Genomic DNA, 19697 nt, shown 5'->3' on the forward strand with positions numbered 1-19697 from the left:
TCGTCATGCTCGAACCCCTGGTAGCCACCAGCATCACCTCTGCCGCGCGCCTGATCACCGGCGCGCGCAGCCTGTGGATAGGTTGCGCGCCCGACCCGGTGCAGCGCATCTACTTCGCCAACCACAGCAGCCACGGCGACTTCGTGCTGCTCTGGGCCTCGCTGCCGCGGGCGCTGCGCGCACTGACACGCCCCGTCGCCGGTGCCGACTACTGGAACAGGAGCGCGCTGCGCCGCTACATCATTCGCCGGGTGTTCAACGGTGTACTGATCGACCGCGAGCGCAAGGAGCCTGGGGATAACCCCCTGCAACCGATGCTCGATGCGCTGGAACAGGGCCACTCGCTGATCATCTTTCCCGAGGGCACCCGCAACCAGGACGAGGGCCTGCTGCCGTTCAAGAGCGGGATTTTCCACCTGGCGCGGGCTTATCCACAGGCGCAACTGATCCCGGTGTGGATCGCCAACCTCAACCGGGTCATGCCCAAGGGCCGCGTACTGCCCCTGCCGCTGCTGTGCACCACCTCCTTCGGTGCACCGCTACGACTCGAAGAAGACGAAAGCAAGGAAGACTTCCTGAAACGCAGCCGCGATGCGCTGCTGGCCCTGGCTCCGGAGCAACACTGAGATGGATAGGCAAACCCTGATGTTGTTCGCCGGGATCGGCATGATCCTGGTCCTGGCTTCGCTGATCGGCTTCGTCCTCAAGCGCCGCGCCGGCGAGACGCCGAACGCGGTGATCGACAACCTCAACGCACGGATCAACGCCTGGTGGGTGATGGTGCTGGTGATCGGCACCGCTTTCTGGCTCGGCACCGGCGCGGTGATCCTGCTGTTCTACGCGGTGTCGTTCTATGCCCTGCGCGAATTCCTGACCCTGACACCGACCCGGCGCAGCGACTACCCGGCGCTGGTGGCGGCGTTCTACCTGGCGCTGCCGTTGCAGTACCTGTTGATCTACTCCGACTGGTACGGGCTGTTCTCGATCTTCATCCCGGTCTACGTGTTCCTGCTGCTGCCGATCCTCGCTTCCCTCGGTGGCGACAGCACGCACTTCCTGGAGCGCGCCTCGAAGGTCCAGTGGGGGTTGATGATCGCGGTGTTCTGCGTGTCGTTCGTACCGGCCCTGCTGACCCTCGATATCGCCGGTTACGAAGGCCGCAACCTGCTGCTGATCGCCTACCTGGTGATCGTGGTGCAACTGTCGGACGTGCTGCAATACGTCTGCGGCAAGCTGTTCGGCAAGCGCAAGATCGCCCCCAACCTGTCGCCCTCGAAGACCGTCGAAGGCTTCGTCGGCGGCATCACCCTGGCCTCGCTGATCGGTGGCGCGTTGTTCTGGATCACCCCGTTCAAGCCCTGGCAGGCGTTGCTGATCGCGCTGCTGATCAACCTGCTGGGCTTTGCCGGCGGCATCGTCATGTCGGCGATCAAGCGCGACCGTGGGGTCAAGGACTGGGGCCACATGATCGAGGGCCACGGCGGCATGCTCGACCGACTGGACTCGGTGTGCTTCGCCGCACCGATCTTCTTCCACCTGGTGCGCTACTGGTGGACCTGAAGGCGGCGCCCAGGCGATAACAGCTGGTAGCAAGTACGGTCCTGTGGTGAACACGGTCCTGTGGCGAGCGGGCTTGCCCGCGCTGGCGCGCGAAGCGCGCCCTGAAAAAGTGATCACCGTGTCCCAGGTAAACCCGGTGCCTCGTCCCACGACGGCTTCGCCGCCGAGCGCGGGCAAGCCCGCTCGCCACCGGGTGGCGGTCTTGGCAACTTGACCGGCGTTCGCAGATGCGCGCATCCGATCGTTCCCACGCTCCGCGTGGGAATGCTGCCCCTGACGCTCCGCGTCATCCGTGCGAACGCGGAGCATCCCGGGAGACATTCCCACGGGGACCGTGGGAACGATCGGCGTTGGCAAGACAAGCGCTTGACCGACATCCTTCCACGCGCTCATATTATGATTATAATATTTTATATCCCTTGATGTATGCGCTGGCAGGAGAACGACCATGAGTAACTACGACGTGATCATCATCGGGGGAGGCCCCGGTGGCTATAACGCAGCCGTCCGCGCCGGGCAGCTGGGCCTGAAGGCCGCCTGTGTGGAAGGCCGCGCAACCCTCGGCGGCACCTGCCTGAACGTCGGCTGCATGCCCTCCAAGGCCCTGCTGCACGCCTCCGAACTCTACGAGGCGGCCACCCGCGGCGAACTGGCCAACCTTGGCATCGAGGTGACGCCCAGCCTCAACCTGGCGCAAATGATGAAACAGAAGGACGACAGCGTCGCCAGCCTGACCCAGGGCATCGAATACCTGTTTCGCAAGAACAAGGTCGAGTGGATCAAGGGCTGGGGCCGTATCACCGGGCCCGGGCAAGTGGAAGTGACGGCCGCCGACGGCCAGACGAGCCGGTTGCAGGCGAAGGACATCGTGATCGCCACTGGCTCCGAACCGACACCGCTGCCCGGCGTGGAGATCGACAACCAACGTATCCTCGATTCCACCGGTGCCCTTTCACTGCCCGAAGTACCGCGCCACCTGGTGGTGATCGGTGCCGGAGTGATCGGCCTGGAACTGGGCTCGGTGTGGCGCCGGCTGGGCAGCCAGGTCACGGTGGTCGAGTACCTGGACCGCATCTGTCCCGGCACCGACCTGGAGACCGGCAAGACCCTGCAACGCGCCCTCTCCAAGCAGGGTATCGGCTTCAGGCTCGGCACCAAGGTGACCAGTGCCACCCCCTCGGCCAGCGGCGTGCAGTTGAGTGTCGAACCGGCCGCCGGCGGCGAAGCCGAGCTGATCCAGGCCGACTACGTGCTGGTGGCGATCGGTCGCCGTCCCTTCACCCGCGGCCTCGGCCTGGAGAACGTCGGCCTCGCTACCGACCCGCGAGGCCTGCTCGCGCACCAGGGGCATCGCACCGAAGTGCCGGGCATCTGGGTGATCGGCGATGTCACGTCGGGGCCGATGCTCGCCCACAAGGCCGAGGACGAAGCCATGGCCTGCATCGAACGGATCGCCGGCAAGGCCGCCGAGGTCAACTACGCGCTGATTCCCAGCGTGATCTACACCCGCCCGGAACTGGCGAGCGTCGGCCAGACCGAGGAACAACTCAAGGCCGCAGGCCGTGCCTACAAGACCGGCAAGTTTCCCTTCAGCGCCAACAGCCGGTCCAAGATCAACCACGAGACCGAAGGGTTCGCCAAGGTCCTGGCCGATGCCCAGACCGACGAGATTCTCGGCGTGCACCTGGTCGGCCCGAGCGTCAGCGAAATGATCGGCGAATACTGCGTGGCCATGGAGTTCTCGGCCTCGGCCGAGGACATCGCCCTGACCTGCCATCCGCACCCGACACGCTCGGAAGCCTTGCGCCAGGCAGCGATGAACGTGCAAGGCCTGGCAACGCAGATCTAGTCGACTCGCATGGGAAGATGATCAAGCGGCAGCGGTCCGGGCGTCTTCACCGCCTGGATCGCGAAGTTGCTACGGATGTCGCGTACACCCGGCAGGCGCAGCAGTTCGCCGGTAAGAAAACGTTCGTAGGCGCGCAGGTCGGGGACCACCACCTGCAGCAGGAAGTCCGACTCGCCGGACACCAGAAACGCCGAGATCACCTGTGGCAAGGCCGTGACCGCCAGCCGGAATGCCTCGGCGTCGGCTTCATGATGCCGCTCGACCTTGACCCCGACGAACACCGTCAGCCCCAGCCCGACCTCATCCCGATCCAGGTTCACCTGGTAGCCGCGAATCACCCCGGCCTCTTCGAGCATGCGTACCCGGCGCAGGCATGGCGAAGCCGACAGGCCGATCTCGTCGGCCAGCTCGACGTTGCTCAGGCGGCCATCGCGTTGCAGCGCGGCGAGAATCTTGCGGTCGTAGGCGTCGAGTTTGATTTTTGGCATATCTGGCTACCTAGTTTGTCTCTGTTGGCATTTTGTGCCAAGTCTAAGCCCGTGCAGGGTCGAATACGCAAGCACCTGCCCTGGCCTTCCAGCATAGACTCTTTCCTGTTTCCCACCTTCAACCCAGAGAACGGCCACGATGCTCCTCTACCTGCTCGCGCTGGCGATGGTTTATCTGCTCCCCGGTCCCGACATGATCCTGCTGCTGCAAACCGGCGCCCGCCATGGTCGCGTCCTGGCTCTCACCACGGCACTGGGGCTGGCCGTGGCCCGGGCCTGCCATGTCGGTCTCGCCGCGCTGGGCCTGGCGGCGTTGTTCAAGGCGGCGCCATGGACCTTCGACCTGGTACGCCTGGCGGGTGCCACCTACCTGCTATGGATCGGCGTACGCATGCTGCGCCCCGGCACACTGGGCAATCTCGGGATCGAGGACCCGGCGGCACGTTCGAGCCAGCTCGGTTGGCGGGCCGCCTTTCACCAGGGATTGCTGACCAATCTGCTGAATCCCAAGGCACTGCTGTTCTGTTCGGTGTTGCTGCCCCAGTTCATCGACACCCAGGCCGGGAGCGTCGGAACCCAGTTCCTCGGGCTCGGTGCTACCTTGGTGGTGGTCGGCCTGCTGTTCGACAGCGCCTATGCCCTGACCGGCGCCTGGATCGGCCGCTGGCTGGACAGCAACCCGCGGGCCCAGCGCCTGCAGCAATGGTTGTTCGGCGGCCTGCTGATCGGTTTCGCCGCGCGCCTGGCCTTCATCCAGCAAGCCTGAACCTTCCTACATGACAAACGCCGTTAGCAGGTGAGCCAACGGCGTTTTTCTTATACATTTCATTCCTCATTTATTCAGGCAGTCCAGTCACCATGACCAGCACGCTCGATCGTCTTATCGCCGGCACTCCCATTCTCTACGCGGGTAATCGGGTTTCCCCGGTCCCGCCGGAATTGGCCGAGCGTTTCCAGCCGGGCGATCACCTGCTGGTCGATCAGGGCAGCGGTGAACTGCTGCTGATTCCACAGTCGGTGCAACAGCTCGCCGCCGACGCCATCGGTGCAGCACAGAACGCCTTCACCGCGCTGGCACAGGTTTCGGATGAAGCCATCAGTCACTTCTTCGACCTGTTCGCCCGGCATCTGGAAACCGATGCGTCCTGGGCGTTGATCGAGGCCGCCAACCAGGCCGACCTGGCCCGTGCCCAGGCACTGGGACGCTCCACCACCCGCCTGGCGACCAGCCAGGCCATGCGCCGCGACATGATCGCCGGGCTGCGCGCCTGGCGTGATGCGCCGCTGATTCGCGGACGCGTGCGCGAGTCCGTGGAACACGCAGGCTGGAAAGTCGAACAGGTGGTCGCGCCGCTGGGGGTGGTGGCGTTCGTTTTCGAGGGCCGGCCCAACGTTTTCGCCGACGCCGCGGGCGTCCTGCGCACCGGCAATACCGCCGTGCTGCGTATCGGCAGCGATGCCCTCGGCACCGCCCAGGCAATCGTCAGGCACGCCCTGGCGCCCGCACTGCGGGAAGCCGGCCTGCCGGAAGGTGCGGTGTCACTGGTGGAAAGCCTCGACCGTGCGGCGGGCTGGGCGATGTTCGCTGATCGCCGCCTGTCCCTGGCGGTCGCCCGTGGCTCGGGCCATGCGGTGAAACAGCTCGGCGGCATCGCCCAACAGGCCGGCACCGTCGTCAGCCTGCACGGTACTGGCGGTGCCTGGCTGGTCGCCCATCAGGACGCCGATGCGGCCCGGTTTGCCGACGTGGTGCGCAACTCCCTCGACCGCAAGGTCTGCAACACCCTGAACGTCTGCGTGATCCACCGCCAGCGTGCGGCGGAACTGGTGCCGGTGTTCCTCCAGGCACTGAGCGAGGCCGGCAAGGCCCGCGGCCAGAACTGCAAGCTGCACGTGGTCAGCGGCGACGAAGGCGTGTTGCCCGAACAGTGGCTGCAGGCCCGGGTGACGGTTCGCCGCGCCGAGGGTGACCAGGAAGAGGCCCAGGTCGAAATCCTGCCCGAGGCACAACTGGGCCGTGAGTGGGAATGGGAGGACACGCCGGAAGTCAGCCTGAAGATCGTCGACGACCTGGACCAGGCCATCGCCCTGTTCAATCGCTACAGCCCGCAGTTCACCGTGTCGCTGCTCAGCGCCGATCGCCAGGCTCACGACTACTTCTACAACAGCATCAATGCGCCGTTCGTGGGCGACGGATTCACCCGTTGGGTCGACGGCCAGTACGCACTGAACAAACCGGAGCTGGGCCTCTCGAACTGGGAGAACGGCCGCTTGTTCGCCCGTGGTGCGATTCTTTCGGGTGACGGGGTGTTCACCCTGCGCAGCCGGATGAGCCAGGTCGATACCAGCCTGCGCCGCTGATCGCCGCTTGATCGTTCCCACGCTCCGCGTGGGAACCCAGCCCGTGACGCTCTGCGTCACAAGAGCGGACGCCGAGCGTCCTGAGAGGCATTCCCACGCGGAGCGTGGGAACGATCTGGTGCTCCGCATGGGAACGATCTGGTGCTCCGCGCGGGAACGATCTGGTGCTCCGCATGGGCACGATCTGAAGAACCTTATGGTTCAGAGATCCAGCACCAACGGCTCTTCGCCTTGGGCCGGCACCGCACAACAGATCAGTACCTGCCCTTCTCCCGGCATCTCCGACGGGGGTTGCGGATAATGCACCTGACCACTGATCAACCGCGTGCTGCAGGTGCCGCATGAGCCACCCCGGCAACTGAACTCCGGACGCAATCCACGACTCTCCGCCAACTCCAGCAGGCTCGCGCCCTTCGGTTGCCAACGGGCTTCCTTCGCCGAGGCGTGGAACAACACTGGCACCGCAACGGTCGCCGCCGGCGGTTGCTCGATCTGCCGGGCGCCCGGGTCCAACCGCCGACGCAGGGTGGAGGGCCCGAAGGTTTCGGCATGGATCTGCTCATCACGAATATCCAGGTCACGCAGTTGATCGTACAAACCCTGGGTAAAACCGCCCGGCCCGCAAAGCACGAAATCCACCGCGTCGTAATCATCGATCAGCAGTACCTGCTGCATGACCTCGACACTCAGTCGGCCGGGCAGATCGTAATCCGTCCCCGGCCTTGCCTGCGCCTCGGGCTGGCTGAGCAGGCGCACCACCCGTACCGTTTCTCCAGCACGCACCAGCAACTCATCCAGTTCCGCGGTGAAGGGCAACTCCGCCAGTGAACGGGCACTGAGGAACAGTACGCTCGGACGCATTCGGCGCGTGCGCTTGCCCTGGTACACCACCTCCCGCAGCATCGACAGCAACGGCGTGATGCCGACACCTGCCGCCAGCAACACCAGCGGACGCGGCGCACTCGGCGCCACGGTGAAGTGTCCCTGTGGCGCTCTCGCCTCAAGCAGATCGCCTACTTGCAGGTGATCGTGGATATGCGAAGACACCCGCCCATCACGTTTCACGCTGATCCGCAGAAACGGATCAGATGGCGCTCCGGACAGGCTGTAGGTCCGAATATGAGTCTGCCCGTCGATGTTGAACCGCAACGGCAGATGCTGCCCGGCCAGGAACAACGGGCTCCCTGCCCCATCGGTCGGCTGCAGATACAGCGAGCGGATGTTCCGGCTTTCCTCGACGATCCGCTCGATGCGCAACGGCCGCCAGCTATTGCCCAACGCTTCAGCCTGCAAACGCGCGGCGGCCTGCTGCCAATTACCGGTCATCAGGCTGTTGGGAGAAAAACCTTCGAACTTCCAGCGCAAGGTGGAACCAGCCGGGCGCCGGACAAAATGTTCCACGTGGAACTTCCACAAACGCTCGGCACCCTGGAAGGCTTTCACCAGGGGACCATCAAGAATGATCTCGGTGCGACCACTCAGTTGCAGCAGGTCGCCTGTGTCGAAGTCGATGAACAACAGGCCGGCCCGTGGATTGACCAGCAGATTACCCAGGGTGTTGAAGAACAGGTTGCCGGCAAAGTCCGGGATGGTCAGGCAGTCGCCTTCCACCTGGACGAAGCCGCTTTGCCCGCCCCGGTGGGAAACGTCGACCGAACGAGCTCCGTCGACATCGACATAGCTGGCGACGAAGAAGGTGTCGGCGGCGCGAATCATCGCCGTCGCCGGCGGGTCCAGGCGGGTCCCTCTCTGGACGATCCGTTGCGTCGGGTCGACCGGCGCCACCCGCTCGAACTGGCGCAATTGAATGTACTGTGGGCAATTGCCGAAGCTGTGTTCCACGACGACATCCAGGCCCTGCTCCCCCAGGCTGCGGATGCGCCCATTGAGCCGGTTGCGCCGCCGCGTGTGCAGTTCGATGCCCAACAGGCCCAGGGCTGCCCCTGCCCGCACGGCGTCGTGGGCCGGGTCTTCGGGCTGGGGAAAACTGTCGATCCGCAGGCACTTGGGGTCGGGAGAAAAGGCGAAGCCTGGCTCGCCTTCGAACAGACTTGCCCAGGGCCTTCCTTCCTCGTCGACGGCCCCGAACAGCATGAACGGCAGTTGCCGAAAGAAATCGCGATGCTGGTCCGGCATGTAGTCGCGGACCACCCGGGTGCCCAGTTCGGCCATCCGTTCGGCAACACCGACCCGCTCCTGCATCTGCCGTTCGCCTGCATGCCAGGGTGAAGCACCGGACTGATTCATCGCGATCTCTCCCGTGGCTGACTCAGGCCGTCTGCAAGCCGACGACGGTGCGTGGCATCGGTACGAAGCCCGGCAAGGCTTCGATCCGTGCCAGCCAGGCCCTGACGTTAGGGTAGTCCGCCAGCGAGACGTTGCCCTCCGGTGCATGGGCGATATAGCTGTAGCCGGCGACATCGGCGATGGTCGGTTGGTTGCCGACCAGGTACGGCGAATGGCTCAGCTCCTGCTCGACCACCTTGAGCAGCGCGTGGGAACGGCTGATCGCCTCCTCGGCATCGAAGTTGGCGCCAAACACGGTGATCAACCGGGCCCGTGCCGGACCGAAAGCAATCGGCCCAGCCGCCACCGACAGCCAGCGTTGCACGTGTGCCGCACCGACCGGATCGCTCGGCAGCCAGCGGCCGTTGCCATACTTCTGCGCCAGGTACACCAGGATCGCGTTGGAGTCAGCCAGGATCACGCCCTGGTCATCGATCACCGGCACCTGACCGAATGCGTTCAGTGCCAGGTACTCGGGTTTCTTGTGCGCGCCGCTGGGCAGGTCGACATGGATCAGTTCGACCGGCAGGCCGAGCAGGGACAGCATCAACTCGGCACGATGGGCATGACCGGAACGGGAGAAGTTGTAGAGCTTGATGGCAGGCTGGGACATTGGACACTCCAGGGGCGCGAGGACGATCCGGGATGGATCGCGCGGTGGAGTCATCTTCCGCCTGTGACGAAAACAACAGAATCACCAGAAATGGCAATCCGTTATTTCAGCAGGTGAAATAAATCAGGATCTGGGTACATCATCCTTTCAACGCCAGATTCTCCTTCAAGGCCGCCACCACGAAATCGACGAAACTGCGCACCCGCATCGGAGCCTTGCGCCCGCCCTGGTACACCACATGAATTGGCAGCGGCGGCAGCTCGAAATCTTCCAGCACCACTTCCAGTTCGCCCGAGGCCAGCTTGTCCGCCACCTGGTAGGACAGCAACCGGGTCAGTCCCGCTCCGAGGCAGACGGCACGAATCGCCGCCTGGTTCGCGGTCACCGCCATGCGCGGCTCCAGGCGGACATTGAGCGGCTTGTCACCGTCGACGAACTGCCAGCTGCGCACCTGGGAAGCGCCCGAGGTCATGATGATCCGTGCCTGGCGCAACTCATCCGGGTGCCCGGGCCGGCCGTGCTTCTCCAGATACGCGGGAGAGGCACAGACCACCCGTCGCACCTGCCCTACCCGTATCGCGTGATGCCCGCTATCCGCCAGCTCGCCAATACGCACGGCGACGTCGATACCGTCCTCGACCATGCGCACCACCCGGTCGATCAACAGCGCATTGATGGAAACGGCGGGATACTGCTCCAGATACCGCACCATCACCGGTGTGACGTACAGCTCGCCAAACAGTACCGGTGCGGTCATGGTCAATTGCCCGCTGGGCTGGGCGTGGCTGTCGGCGGCACTGGCATCGGCCTCTTCCAGCTCGGCGAGGATCCGCCGGCAATCCTCGAAGTAGCGTTGCCCAGGTTCGGTCAGGTGCACGTTGCGCGTGGTGCGGATCAGCAATTGCGCGCCGATACGCTGCTCCAGGGCCGCTATGGCGCGCGTGACACTGGGGGCCGACAGGTTCAGGCGCCGCGCGGCCGCCGAGAAACCCTGCTCCTGGGCCACGGCAAGAAACACCTGCATTTCCTGGAATCTGTCCACACCGCCCCCTGTGCACACCGGCAAAGAAAAGAGCCGCATCGGCGGCCCTTTTCAGCGTATCGAAAACCCGCCGCGATTACCCGGAGAGTTTTCCCAGGAAGGCCAACAGCGCCTGGTTGACGCTCTGCGGGTTCTCGATGCTGGAGATATGCCCGGCCTCGGGAATGCCGATGTATGGGCAACCGATGAGTTCGGCCATTTCGCGCGCTTCGCTCGGTGGCCGCGGCTTGTCCTGCTCGCCGCACATCACCAGGGTGGTGTCGGCATCCAGCGCGGCCAACGCCGCGAGACGATCGTCACGCCCGAAAATCAGGCGCCCCAGGGGCACGATGCTGTCGAGCAAACGCTCGCGGGAGTAGGCCGTCAGGGAGCTGCGGAAGGTCTGGTAGAACGGCGTCTGCGGATCGATGCCGGGCTTGAAGAAGATCGGTACGATGGCATCGAGCAGCGGTGGCGGAATGCTGCCGGCGTCCTCGATCATCTTCAGCATCGAGAAGTAGTACTGGCGGGTGGCTTCCGGTTCGGCACCGGCATAGGTGTCCATCAGCACCAACCCACGAATGCGTTGCGGCGCAGCCAGCGCCAGGCGTGCGCCCCACATGCCGCCAACCGACAGGCCGACCAGGCTGAAACGCTGGATATCCAACCCGTCGAGCAGGGCCAGCACCTGGTTGGCCAAGTCATCCAGGCTGTGGGTATTGGCCGGCAAGGGGCCCGACTGGCCGTGCCCCCACAGCTCCGGCACGATCACGCGATAGTGCTGGGACAACACGGCGATCTGCGGCGCCCACATGGCACTGTCCCACAGGTAACTGGAGCCCAGGACGACCACCTCGCCCTCCCCCTGGTCCAGGTAATGGAGCGGCTGTCCATCGATAGTCACAACTGGCATGGAATCCCCCTTGGGTGTGGATAAGCTGACAAATGCTGACATGGTATGCAGTGAGTGGACCTTGCAGATCAACGTAAGATGGTTCGCCACCCGCAACACGGAACCGAGAGCATACCGGATGCCATTGAGATTTCAGCCAAAGGAAGGAAGTATTCTCATCTGCAATTTCAGTGGTTTCGTGGCCCCGGAGATGGTGAAGCAGAGACCCGTTGTGATTTTGAGGAAGCATCCTCATAACAGCCGCCTCGTAACCGTTGTCCCGCTCAGCACCACGCAACCGGAAAGATTGTGCGCCTACCATGTTGAACTGCCGTGCTACCTGGCTAGCGAGGCAAAAAAAAGCTGGGCGAAATGCGACATGCTCTACACCGTAAGCATGGACAGGCTGGACCGCATCAAGACAAAAGGCCGCCATGGCCAGCGACAGTATGAGGTTCTGACGATGAGTGCCGAGCATTTCGCCGCCATCCAGGTCGCCGTTCTGGCAGGCCTCAATCTTCACCACCGCCTATAGGCATTATCAATTGGCCTTCGTTGCTCATTTTTGAGAGATTCAACCTGTACCCGAAAGGGGCTTGTGAGACTCTGAGGATCCTGGGTTACCCCAGCAATCGCAGAGCCAAGCAGGAAGAAGGTGATGACAAGCCATCCTGTTTGTGAGTAGGGCGCCGAAAGGCGCCCTTTGTCTTTCTGGCTAGACCCATTCCCCAGCGACGCCGGTTGCTTCAACGAGCGCTCTGATAAAAAGTTCAGACGCCTGATCGGTGTACGCCACGCAACAAAGCCTCCACCACCGCCCTGGCCATTTCAACTGAATGCGTGATCGACCAGATCTGATCCCTGACCAAATCGTCGGAGGAAGGGCCCAAGTCATCGGCGACGTATTCGGCGGCCTTGAGCAGGAATGACACATGCTGCAGCGCCACTTCTACGTCGACACCCTCACGGACCGTGAAGACCGGGAGCTTGTGGGCGTTGAGATAATCGGTGGGCGGTGCGGCGGTCTTGTCGATCACGCCGAAGCGCGGGGGCTGTGAGGGATCGGACTCGGGGGCGAGATAGTCGATGCAACGGCCGATGACATCGCGTACCACGGCGCATTTTTCATCCAGTACAGACGTGTGGGGCGGGTCTGGAACGATCTTGGTTTTCATGAAGTTCGGCTCCTTTGGTTCGTGAACCGCCACCAGACGTCGCTAAACGAATGAGGGTGGCAGCTGTGCACAGGTTAGCGAACCGGGAACCAAAGAACCGGCAGACCCGAAGGTCTCCCGTACACAGCCGCCATAGAGCATTCCTTCGGACATGAAACTGCCTGAATGGAGTCTTGGCACCACGACGCTCTGATTCACCCGGGTCGCTAAACCCGCTCGTTGATTTGGCAACGAGAACCAGAGCCTAAAGGGCGGGCTGACTGATCAACAAGTCAGCCAGAGCCGACGGCATTGTAGGCAAAACCAAGCTGAATCAGTAGGTCAGCCGACGAGTTGTGGATAAGTCGCTGCCCATCCATTAACACTTTGAAACCTTCGTTTTCGGCCAGGACTGGCTGGCTGAGCTACCCTCGTACCTTTACAGCACCGAAATCGTCTCCATGAACTACTCAGGACTTCTCTGCGCCGCCTTGCTGCTGTCGCTGGCCGGCTGCGAGCAATCGGTATCTTCGAGCAGTGGGGCTTCTGCAACGACCGCCGAGCCCCGCAAGGGCGGTTTTCGGGCGACCGGCAACGAGCCGGGCTGGGTCGTCGAAGTGGGCATGGGCGAAACGCCACCGTTGCATCTGGAGATGAACTACGGCCAACAGAAAACCGACGTCGCCAAGACCGAATCGACCCCGGACGGCTTTTTTGGCAACGCGGCGGACGGCACCGAAATCCAGGTGCTGATTGACCGCAGCACTTGCACCGACGACATGAGCGGCAGGAAGTTCGAAGCCACCGTGCTGCTCAAGGTCGGGGATCGGGACTACCGCGGTTGCGGCGAGTCCCAGGTGCGCTAGCAGTCACTCAAGCCCCGGTACCAGCGCAAGAAACCCGCCAGTCGTGGCCTTGAGCCGCAGCGCTTTGAGCGGCGCGTATTCCGGTGCCTGGTAGAAAGCCCTCGCCTCCTCGAACGTGGGGAAGCGGATGATCACCAGAACAGGCTGCGCCTCGCCCTCGTCCGGCTCGAGATCGTGATTCATCAGGGTCATGACACCACCATGCCGGTGGACCAATGGCCTGGCCTGCTCACCATATTCGGCCATGAGTTGCGGATCGGTAATGGTGAAGTTGCCAACCAGGTAGCCGGGCTGTTCGATTGCCATCGCTCTTTCCTCTTCAGTCGTTTTCCCGGCCCGCTCAGGCCACGAGCATTTCGGTGAGTTGTTGCTGGAAGCCTTCGACTTGCTGCGGCGATGCGCCCACCACTTCGTGGAAAACCAGCGGCGGCAGGTAGTTCATGCCAACGTAGAGCGCGGTGGCCTTCATCGGCGTCAGCACTTCTTCAATCGTGCTTTGCACCAGCCCCTGGTGGGAGAACGTATGGGCGGTGGCGCCGGTCGAGACCACGACCTGCATGCTCTTGCCCTGCAGGGCCTGCCCTTGCGGACCGAAAGCCCAACCATAGGTCCAGACCTCGTTCAGGTAGGCCTTGAGCATCGGCGTCAGATTGAACCAGTGAATCGGGAACAGGAACACGATGCGCTCGGCTGCCTCATAGGCCTTCTGCTCGGCCGCCAGGTCGAAACCGCCCAGGTTCTGGCCGTACAACGATTCCAGGTTGCGCAGGGTCACCTCGGGAAGCGTCACCGCAGCGTCCTGCAGGGCCTTGATGACGCGTGACTGATCGGGATAAGGGTGGGAAGTGATGACGAGTGTTTTCATGACGAGTCGTGTGGTCCATCCAGGTAAGTGATGGGCTCATTCTCGTCGTACGCATTCAATACGAGAATGCGTCACTGGGTTTATGATTATGCAACTCAAGGTTGCCAATACCGGTAAACCCACACAGGTATCGACCCCCCATGGATTCCTCGCAGCGTGTACGCGCCATTCTGTCCTTCGTTCAGGCGGCCGATGCCGGCAGTTTCGCGGGAGCGGCCAGGGCGCTGGGTATCTCCTCGGCGGCGGTGGGCAAGAACATTGCCGGGCTGGAAAAAGCCCTGGGCGTGCGCTTGATGAACCGCACGACGCGAACCATGAAACTGACTGAAGAAGGCGAAGCCTTCCTGCACCAGGCCCGGATAGGACTCGAAGCCCTTGACTCGGCCACCCAGGCAGCCATTGCCCATAGTGCAACGCCCATGGGCAGCGTGCGGATCTCGACCAGCGTCGGTTTCGGGCGTGAGCAACTGACCCCGGTGCTACCCGGCCTGCTGGAGAAGTACCCGGGCCTGTCGGTGGAAGTGGATTTCGACGATCGTGTCATCGACCTCGTCCAGGATGGCTATGACATCGCCCTGAGGGGAGGACGCATCCCCGATTCGTCGCTGGTTTCCCGGCCGATTTGTGACTTCAATCTGGTGCTGGTGGCAGCGCCCGCCTATCTCGACCGCCATGGCATCCCGCAAACCCCGGCCGACCTGGCCCGCCACCAGCTGCTCACCCGGCGTTTCCTTGGCGGTCGTGTCGTACCCTGGGATTTCAGGAACCGTGACGGCAGCATCATCACCCAGGACATCGGTTCGGCCGTGATGAAGCTCTCATCCCCGGAAGCGATTGTGGAAGCGTGCGTGGCCGGTGCCGGCATCGCCAACATTGGCGTGCACCATGCCTGGAAGTACCTGCTGGGCGGCCAGCTCAAGGTGCTGCTGCTGGACGTGCATCACCCCGGCAGCTTCGAGATGACCCTGCAGTATCCGCACCGCGCGCTGGTCGCGCCGCGTGTGCGGGTCACGGTGGAGTACCTGCTCGAGCGGTTCGCGCAACTCGAGGAGTTGCACGTACCGCTCGCGGCCCTGAAGGACTATCAGGCTTAGAACGTGGCCTTGACCTGCAGGCCGAAGACCAGTGCGTTATCGATGTCCTTCCCGGAGAAGGCCCCCGGCTCGATGATGTACTGCACATCCGGGCGCAGGATCAGCCACGGGGTGGCCTGGTAGCCGTAGCTCAGCTCGATCAACCGCTCGGCGTTGTCGATGTTGGGGAACGGCTGGCCGGCATTGAATGCCGCGTCTTCCAGCAGGTCGCGGCTGCGCGGGTTGGGCACGGCACGACCATAGCCCAGGGCCACGGTATCGCGCGGGCGACCTTCGAACGGCTTGTACAGCACCACGCCGGCGCCATACCACTTGGTGAACGGCGAAGCCGCCTCGCTCGACGCCGAGTACTGACCGAAGACATGCAGGCTGCGGCCTGGCGATCCGGCATCGTTCCACACCGCCTGCTCGGCCAGCAGGTAATGGCCGCTGCGGCCGGACACTTCCTTGCTGCTGCCGATGCGCTTCACGTCGGAGCTGTCGTAGTAGTAACCGAGCTTGTACTCACCCGGCAGTTCGCCCTGCGGCTTGTACACCAGCTCCACCGGCAGCACGGTACCGGTCGTGTGCTTGGGCCCCAGGTGCCAGGCACGGCTGGAGTTGCCGTTGCTTTGCGGGTCGACGTTGAACGCCGCCACGCGCAGTTGCCAGGACCGCGACAGGTCGTACTTCACCCGCGCGCCCAGGTGGGCGTTGGGGTAGTTGGTCCAGCCGCTGCCACCGGACATGTTCAGCGGGTGGCCGCAGAAGCCGGCGTTCATGAAGTTGCACAGGATGCCGCTGTCCAGGCCGCCGAGGTCGTTGCCCATGGCCATGTAGCCGAGCTTGACGTTGAGCGCCGGGGTGAACAGGGTGCGCTCGTAGCTGAGCTCCGTGAGACGGGTGTACAGGCCACCGTAGTTTTCCTGGATCGGCAGGCGGTTACCGACCAGATCTTCCGAAGCGCTGTTGCCGCGACGGTCGTTGATGGTCAACTGGACCCTGCCGCCATTTTCCCAACCGTACAGTTTCGACAGGTCGAACTGCACGCCGAGCTTGATGTTCTGCGAGTAGCGCGTCGAGCGACGCAGGCCACCGTTGGCGTTGTAGGCGGTTTCGCCGGTGTAGTCACCGGTGAACCTGACGCCATCTTCCTCGAGTTGGTGGCGCAGGCCGCCCCAGTCACCGGTCATGGCGCCGCTGTACAGCGGTTCACCATCGGCCATGGCAGTGCTACTGGCCAGTGCCAGCAGCAGGGCAGTCGGGGCGTGTCTAATTGGGAGGGGCATTGCGGTATCTCGGATTGGATTCAAAGCAGTGAACGGGCTGCCCTGCCAGCCACTGGCAGGCGCAAGGCGGCGCAGTTTATGCCCGTGCAAATTGAATTAACAGGTTCGTACATTTTCAGAAGCGCCTGTTGTCCAAAGGATCAACCCGCGAAAAGTTCGGATAAAACATTGAATCAGGTGGGAAATTCCTGAAAAAGTTTCATTTGCGCTGATTCAGGATGGTCAGGTTTTCCGACGAAAGTATGATCGCGTCGTGGATAAAGGCGCCCCGGGCGTGCGGCGAAACATGAACGAAGCGTCATCTCGTTTGAATGCGTAACCGCATCTGGCGAGATACGAACAGGGGACAGGACAGGTGGCCGGAGAGCAAACCTCTCCGGCTCCTGCGACAGCGTTGATTCTCTAAAGCGACAGCCTTCTTACTCCACCGTCACCGACTTCGCCAGGTTGCGCGGCTGGTCGACGTCGGTGCCCTTGAGCACGGCCACGTAGTACGACAGCAGTTGCAGCGGGATGGTGTAGAGGATCGGCGCCAGGGTGTCGTGAATGTGCGGCAGGGTGATGACGTGGGTGCCTTCGCCATTGCTCATTCCGGCCTGTTCGTCGGCGAAGACGATCAGTTCACCGCCACGGGCACGGACTTCCTGCAGGTTGGACTTGAGCTTTTCCAGCAGCTCGTTGTTCGGCGCCACGGTGACGATCGGCATGTCGTTGTCGACCAGCGCCAGTGGGCCGTGCTTGAGCTCGCCGGCCGGATAGGCTTCGGCGTGGATGTAGGAGATTTCCTTGAGCTTGAGCGACCCCTCCATCGCCACCGGATACTGGGCACCACGACCGAGGAACAGGGTGTGGTGCTTGTCGGCGAACAGCTCGGCGATCTTCTCGACCTTGGCGTCCATCGCCAGGGTTTCGCCCAGGCGGGTCGGCAGGCGACGCAGTTCTTCCACCAGCTCGGCTTCGACACCTTCGCCCAGGGTGCCACGGACCTGGCCCAGGGCCAGGGTCAGCAGCAGCAGGCCGACCAGTTGGGTGGTGAAGGCCTTGGTCGAAGCCACGCCGATTTCGCGACCGGCCTGGGTCAGCAGGGTCAGGTCCGACTCACGTACCAGCGAGCTGATGCTGACGTTGCAGATCGCCAGGCTGCCGAGGAAGCCCAGTTCTTTCGCATTGCGCAGGGCAGCCAGGGTGTCGGCGGTTTCGCCGGACTGGGAGATGGAGACGAACAGGGTGTCCGGCTGCACCACGACCTTGCGGTAACGGAACTCGCTGGCGACTTCGACCTGGCACGGAATGCCGGCCAGGCCTTCGAGCCAGTAACGCGCGACCATGCCGGCGTGGTAGCTGGTGCCGCAGGCGACGATCTGCACGTTGCGCACTTTGGCGAACAGCTCGGCGGCCTGCGGGCCGAACGCCTGGACCAGTACCTGGTTCTGACTCAGCCGGCCTTCCAGAGTGCGTTGCACCACGGAAGGCTGCTCGTGGATCTCCTTGAGCATGAAGTGGCGGAACTCGCCCTTGTCGGCTGCTTCCGCGCCATCGCGATACTGCACGGCTTCGCGCTCGACGGCCTGGCCGTTGATATCCCAGATCTGCACGCTGTCACGGCGGATCTCGGCGATATCGCCCTCCTCCAGGTACATGAAACGGTCAGTCACCTGGCGCAGGGCCAGTTGGTCGGAGGCGAGGAAGTTCTCGCCCAGGCCCAGGCCGATCACCAGCGGGCTGCCACTGCGGGCGGCCAGCAGGCGATCCGGCTGCTGTGCGTTGATCACGGCCAGGCCGTAGGCGCCGTGCAGTTCCTTGACCGTGGCCTTGAGGGCCTTGGTCAGGTCGCCCAGGTCCTTGAGCTTGTGGTTCAGCAGGTGGGCGATCACTTCGGTATCGGTGTCCGAGGTGAAGACGTAGCCCAGGCCCTTGAGCTGTTCACGCAGAACTTCGTGGTTCTCGATGATGCCGTTGTGCACCACGGCGATATCGGCACCGGAGAAATGCGGGTGGGCGTTACGCTCGCACGGCGCACCGTGGGTGGCCCAGCGGGTGTGGGCGATACCCAGGCGACCGGCCAGTGGCTGGCCGGCCAGGGCCTGGTCCAGCTCGCTGACCTTGCCGGTGCGGCGAGTGCGCTCCAGCGTACCGTTGTGGGTGAAGACCGCCACACCGGCGCTGTCGTAGCCACGGTATTCCAGGCGCTTCAGACCCTCGACCAGGATGGCCGTGATATTACGTTCAGCAACTGCACCGACAATTCCGCACATGCTCTTCTCTCCTAGCTGACGGCCGCGCAGATCAAATGAATGCCGCGGGCCTGAATCTGTTCGCGTGCCTCCTGGGGCAAGCGTTCATCGGTAATAAGGGTGTGGAAGCTGCCCCAGGGCAGCTCCAGGTTGGGAATGCGCCGTCCGATCTTGTCGGACTCGACCATGACCACCACTTCACGGGCCACCTCAGCCATCACCCGGCTCAGGCCGAGCAATTCGTTGAAGGTGGTGGTACCCCGCTCCAGGTCGATGCCGTCGGCACCGATGAACAACTGGTCGAAGTCGTAGGAACGCAGGACCTGCTCGGCGACCTGGCCCTGGAAGGACTCGGAGTGCGGATCCCAGGTGCCACCTGTCATCAGCAGCACCGGTTCGTGTTCCAGTTCGCTGAGGGCGCGGGCGACATTCAGCGAATTGGTCATCACCACCAGGCCGGGTTGCAGGCCCAGCTCGGGGATCATCGCGGCAGTGGTGCTGCCACTGTCGATAATGATCCGTGCGTGTTCGCGCAGGCGGCCGACCGCAGCCCGGGCGATGGCCTGCTTGTACTTCGAGACCGAGTGACCGAGGTCGCTGACCAGTTCCTGGGGCATGCTGATCGCGCCACCATAACGGCGCAGCAGCAGGCCGTTGCTTTCGAGTGCGGCCAGATCCTTGCGAACCGTAACCTCGGAAGTTTCGAAGCGCCTGGCCAGCTCGTCCACGCTCACCTCGCCCTGTTCATTGAGCAAGGCAAGAATGCTGTGGCGACGTTGCGGGGTGTTACGTTTCGACATGACTGGTTAAGTTTCGATTCGAAAGATAATGATGGCAATAAAAACCTGAAATCGAAACTTCGTCAAGTGAAAGGTTGTCAACGAATGGGCTGTGGGTAACTTTTCCACTGCTGCCAACCGGCTCTCCAATCCGCCCCTGTGGGAGACTCTATGGTTGTGGGCAAGACTTGAGGGCCTGTTCGCGGGCAAGCCACGCTCCTACAGAGGGGCGCGGTCCTCCGAGCCTGGCGCGGTCATTGTGGGAGAAGGCCGGGCGGCGCTCCCACAAGGGAAGTTATCCACACGCCAGGACAAGGAGTTTACCCACAAACACAGAGGGCTACCCACGGTAGCCCTCTCTTTCCAC

19 protein-coding genes are annotated in these 19697 nt (G+C 63.1%); 8 read left to right on the forward strand and 11 right to left on the reverse strand.

Annotated elements, in window-relative coordinates:
* The first annotated feature begins 5 nt into the window (after positions 1-5).
* From HU752_RS00865 to lpdA, 3 genes are all read left to right on the forward strand, one after another.
* The gene (locus HU752_RS00865; protein WP_017903007.1) at positions 6-626 is read left to right on the forward strand and encodes a lysophospholipid acyltransferase family protein; all 621 of its coding nucleotides are present in this window, start codon (positions 6-8) and stop codon (positions 624-626) included.
* A gap of 1 nt (position 627) precedes the next feature.
* Positions 628-1560: a phosphatidate cytidylyltransferase gene (locus HU752_RS00870; RefSeq protein ID WP_186686421.1), complete on the forward strand. Its 933-nt coding sequence runs from the start codon at positions 628-630 to the stop codon at positions 1558-1560.
* Between the two features lie 448 nt (positions 1561-2008).
* Complete coding sequence (gene lpdA, locus HU752_RS00875; RefSeq protein ID WP_186686424.1) at positions 2009-3409, forward strand: dihydrolipoyl dehydrogenase; 1401 nt, start codon at positions 2009-2011, stop codon at positions 3407-3409.
* Here the strand turns inward: lpdA and HU752_RS00880 are convergent.
* Positions 3406-3888: an Lrp/AsnC family transcriptional regulator gene (locus HU752_RS00880; protein ID WP_186686584.1), complete on the reverse strand. Its 483-nt coding sequence runs from the start codon at positions 3886-3888 to the stop codon at positions 3406-3408. The two genes, lpdA and HU752_RS00880, sit on opposite strands and share 4 nt — an antisense overlap.
* A 148-nt stretch (positions 3889-4036) precedes the next feature.
* On the opposite strand from HU752_RS00880, the gene HU752_RS00885 reads away from it, so the two are divergent.
* Both HU752_RS00885 and HU752_RS00890 read left to right on the forward strand, forming a co-directional pair.
* Positions 4037-4663 carry a LysE family translocator gene (locus HU752_RS00885; protein WP_186686427.1) on the forward strand — a complete coding sequence of 209 codons (627 nt, stop codon included), beginning with the start codon at positions 4037-4039 and terminating at the stop codon, positions 4661-4663.
* 92 nt (positions 4664-4755) lie between these two features.
* Positions 4756-6258, forward strand: coding sequence for an aldehyde dehydrogenase family protein (locus tag HU752_RS00890; protein WP_186686430.1), 1503 nt, complete (start codon positions 4756-4758; stop codon positions 6256-6258).
* A 201-nt stretch (positions 6259-6459) separates the two neighbouring features.
* Here HU752_RS00890 and HU752_RS00895 read toward each other — a convergent pair whose 3' ends face one another.
* The 4 genes from HU752_RS00895 to HU752_RS00910 all read right to left on the reverse strand — a co-directional run bounded on the left by HU752_RS00895 (position 6460) and on the right by HU752_RS00910 (position 11091).
* A complete protein-coding gene (locus tag HU752_RS00895; RefSeq protein WP_186686440.1) occupies positions 6460-8505 on the reverse strand; it encodes a 2Fe-2S iron-sulfur cluster-binding protein in 2046 nt (681 codons plus the stop codon).
* Positions 8506-8527: 22 nt separating this feature from the next.
* The gene (locus HU752_RS00900; protein WP_186686443.1) at positions 8528-9157 is read right to left on the reverse strand and encodes a glutathione S-transferase family protein; all 630 of its coding nucleotides are present in this window, start codon (positions 9155-9157) and stop codon (positions 8528-8530) included.
* Positions 9158-9296: 139 nt separating this feature from the next.
* Positions 9297-10199: a LysR family transcriptional regulator gene (locus HU752_RS00905; RefSeq protein ID WP_186686445.1), complete on the reverse strand. Its 903-nt coding sequence runs from the start codon at positions 10197-10199 to the stop codon at positions 9297-9299.
* A gap of 76 nt (positions 10200-10275) precedes the next feature.
* Positions 10276-11091 (reverse strand): alpha/beta fold hydrolase, encoded by an 816-nt coding sequence (locus tag HU752_RS00910; protein WP_186686456.1) that lies wholly within the window; start codon positions 11089-11091, stop codon positions 10276-10278.
* Between the two features lie 16 nt (positions 11092-11107).
* On the opposite strand from HU752_RS00910, the gene HU752_RS00915 reads away from it, so the two are divergent.
* Positions 11108-11605 (forward strand): type II toxin-antitoxin system PemK/MazF family toxin, encoded by a 498-nt coding sequence (locus tag HU752_RS00915; RefSeq protein WP_225920200.1) that lies wholly within the window; start codon positions 11108-11110, stop codon positions 11603-11605.
* 235 nt (positions 11606-11840) lie between these two features.
* Here the strand turns inward: HU752_RS00915 and HU752_RS00920 are convergent, their stop codons facing one another.
* A complete protein-coding gene (locus HU752_RS00920; protein WP_186686458.1) occupies positions 11841-12245 on the reverse strand; it encodes a hypothetical protein in 405 nt (134 codons plus the stop codon).
* A 440-nt stretch (positions 12246-12685) separates the two neighbouring features.
* Between HU752_RS00920 and HU752_RS00925 the strand changes: the two genes are divergently transcribed.
* Complete coding sequence (locus HU752_RS00925) at positions 12686-13090, forward strand: hypothetical protein (protein ID WP_186686461.1); 405 nt, start codon at positions 12686-12688, stop codon at positions 13088-13090.
* Positions 13091-13093: 3 nt separating this feature from the next.
* Here the strand turns inward: HU752_RS00925 and HU752_RS00930 are convergent, their stop codons facing one another.
* On the reverse strand, positions 13094-13396 hold the full coding sequence (locus tag HU752_RS00930; protein WP_186686464.1) for a DUF1330 domain-containing protein: 303 nt from the start codon (positions 13394-13396) through the stop codon (positions 13094-13096).
* 34 nt (positions 13397-13430) lie between these two features.
* Complete coding sequence (locus tag HU752_RS00935; RefSeq protein ID WP_186686467.1) at positions 13431-13955, reverse strand: NAD(P)H-dependent oxidoreductase; 525 nt, start codon at positions 13953-13955, stop codon at positions 13431-13433.
* Positions 13956-14095: 140 nt separating this feature from the next.
* Here HU752_RS00935 and HU752_RS00940 point away from each other — a divergent pair, with 140 nt between their 5' ends.
* Positions 14096-15049 carry a LysR family transcriptional regulator gene (locus tag HU752_RS00940; RefSeq protein WP_186686470.1) on the forward strand — a complete coding sequence of 318 codons (954 nt, stop codon included), beginning with the start codon at positions 14096-14098 and terminating at the stop codon, positions 15047-15049.
* Here the strand turns inward: HU752_RS00940 and HU752_RS00945 are convergent.
* From HU752_RS00945 to HU752_RS00955, 3 genes are all read right to left on the reverse strand, one after another.
* Positions 15046-16317 (reverse strand): carbohydrate porin, encoded by a 1272-nt coding sequence (locus tag HU752_RS00945; protein ID WP_186686473.1) that lies wholly within the window; start codon positions 16315-16317, stop codon positions 15046-15048. The genes HU752_RS00940 and HU752_RS00945 overlap by 4 nt on opposite strands.
* Before the next feature lie 419 nt (positions 16318-16736).
* The gene (glmS, locus tag HU752_RS00950) at positions 16737-18572 is read right to left on the reverse strand and encodes a glutamine--fructose-6-phosphate transaminase (isomerizing) (protein ID WP_186686476.1); all 1836 of its coding nucleotides are present in this window, start codon (positions 18570-18572) and stop codon (positions 16737-16739) included.
* Positions 18573-18583: 11 nt separating this feature from the next.
* On the reverse strand, positions 18584-19351 hold the full coding sequence (locus HU752_RS00955) for a DeoR/GlpR family DNA-binding transcription regulator (protein ID WP_186686479.1): 768 nt from the start codon (positions 19349-19351) through the stop codon (positions 18584-18586).
* Between the last annotated feature and the right edge of the window lie 346 nt (positions 19352-19697).

The organism is Pseudomonas vanderleydeniana (assembly GCF_014268755.2).
In the GTDB taxonomy this organism is placed as follows: Bacteria; Pseudomonadota; Gammaproteobacteria; order Pseudomonadales; family Pseudomonadaceae; genus Aquipseudomonas; species Aquipseudomonas vanderleydeniana.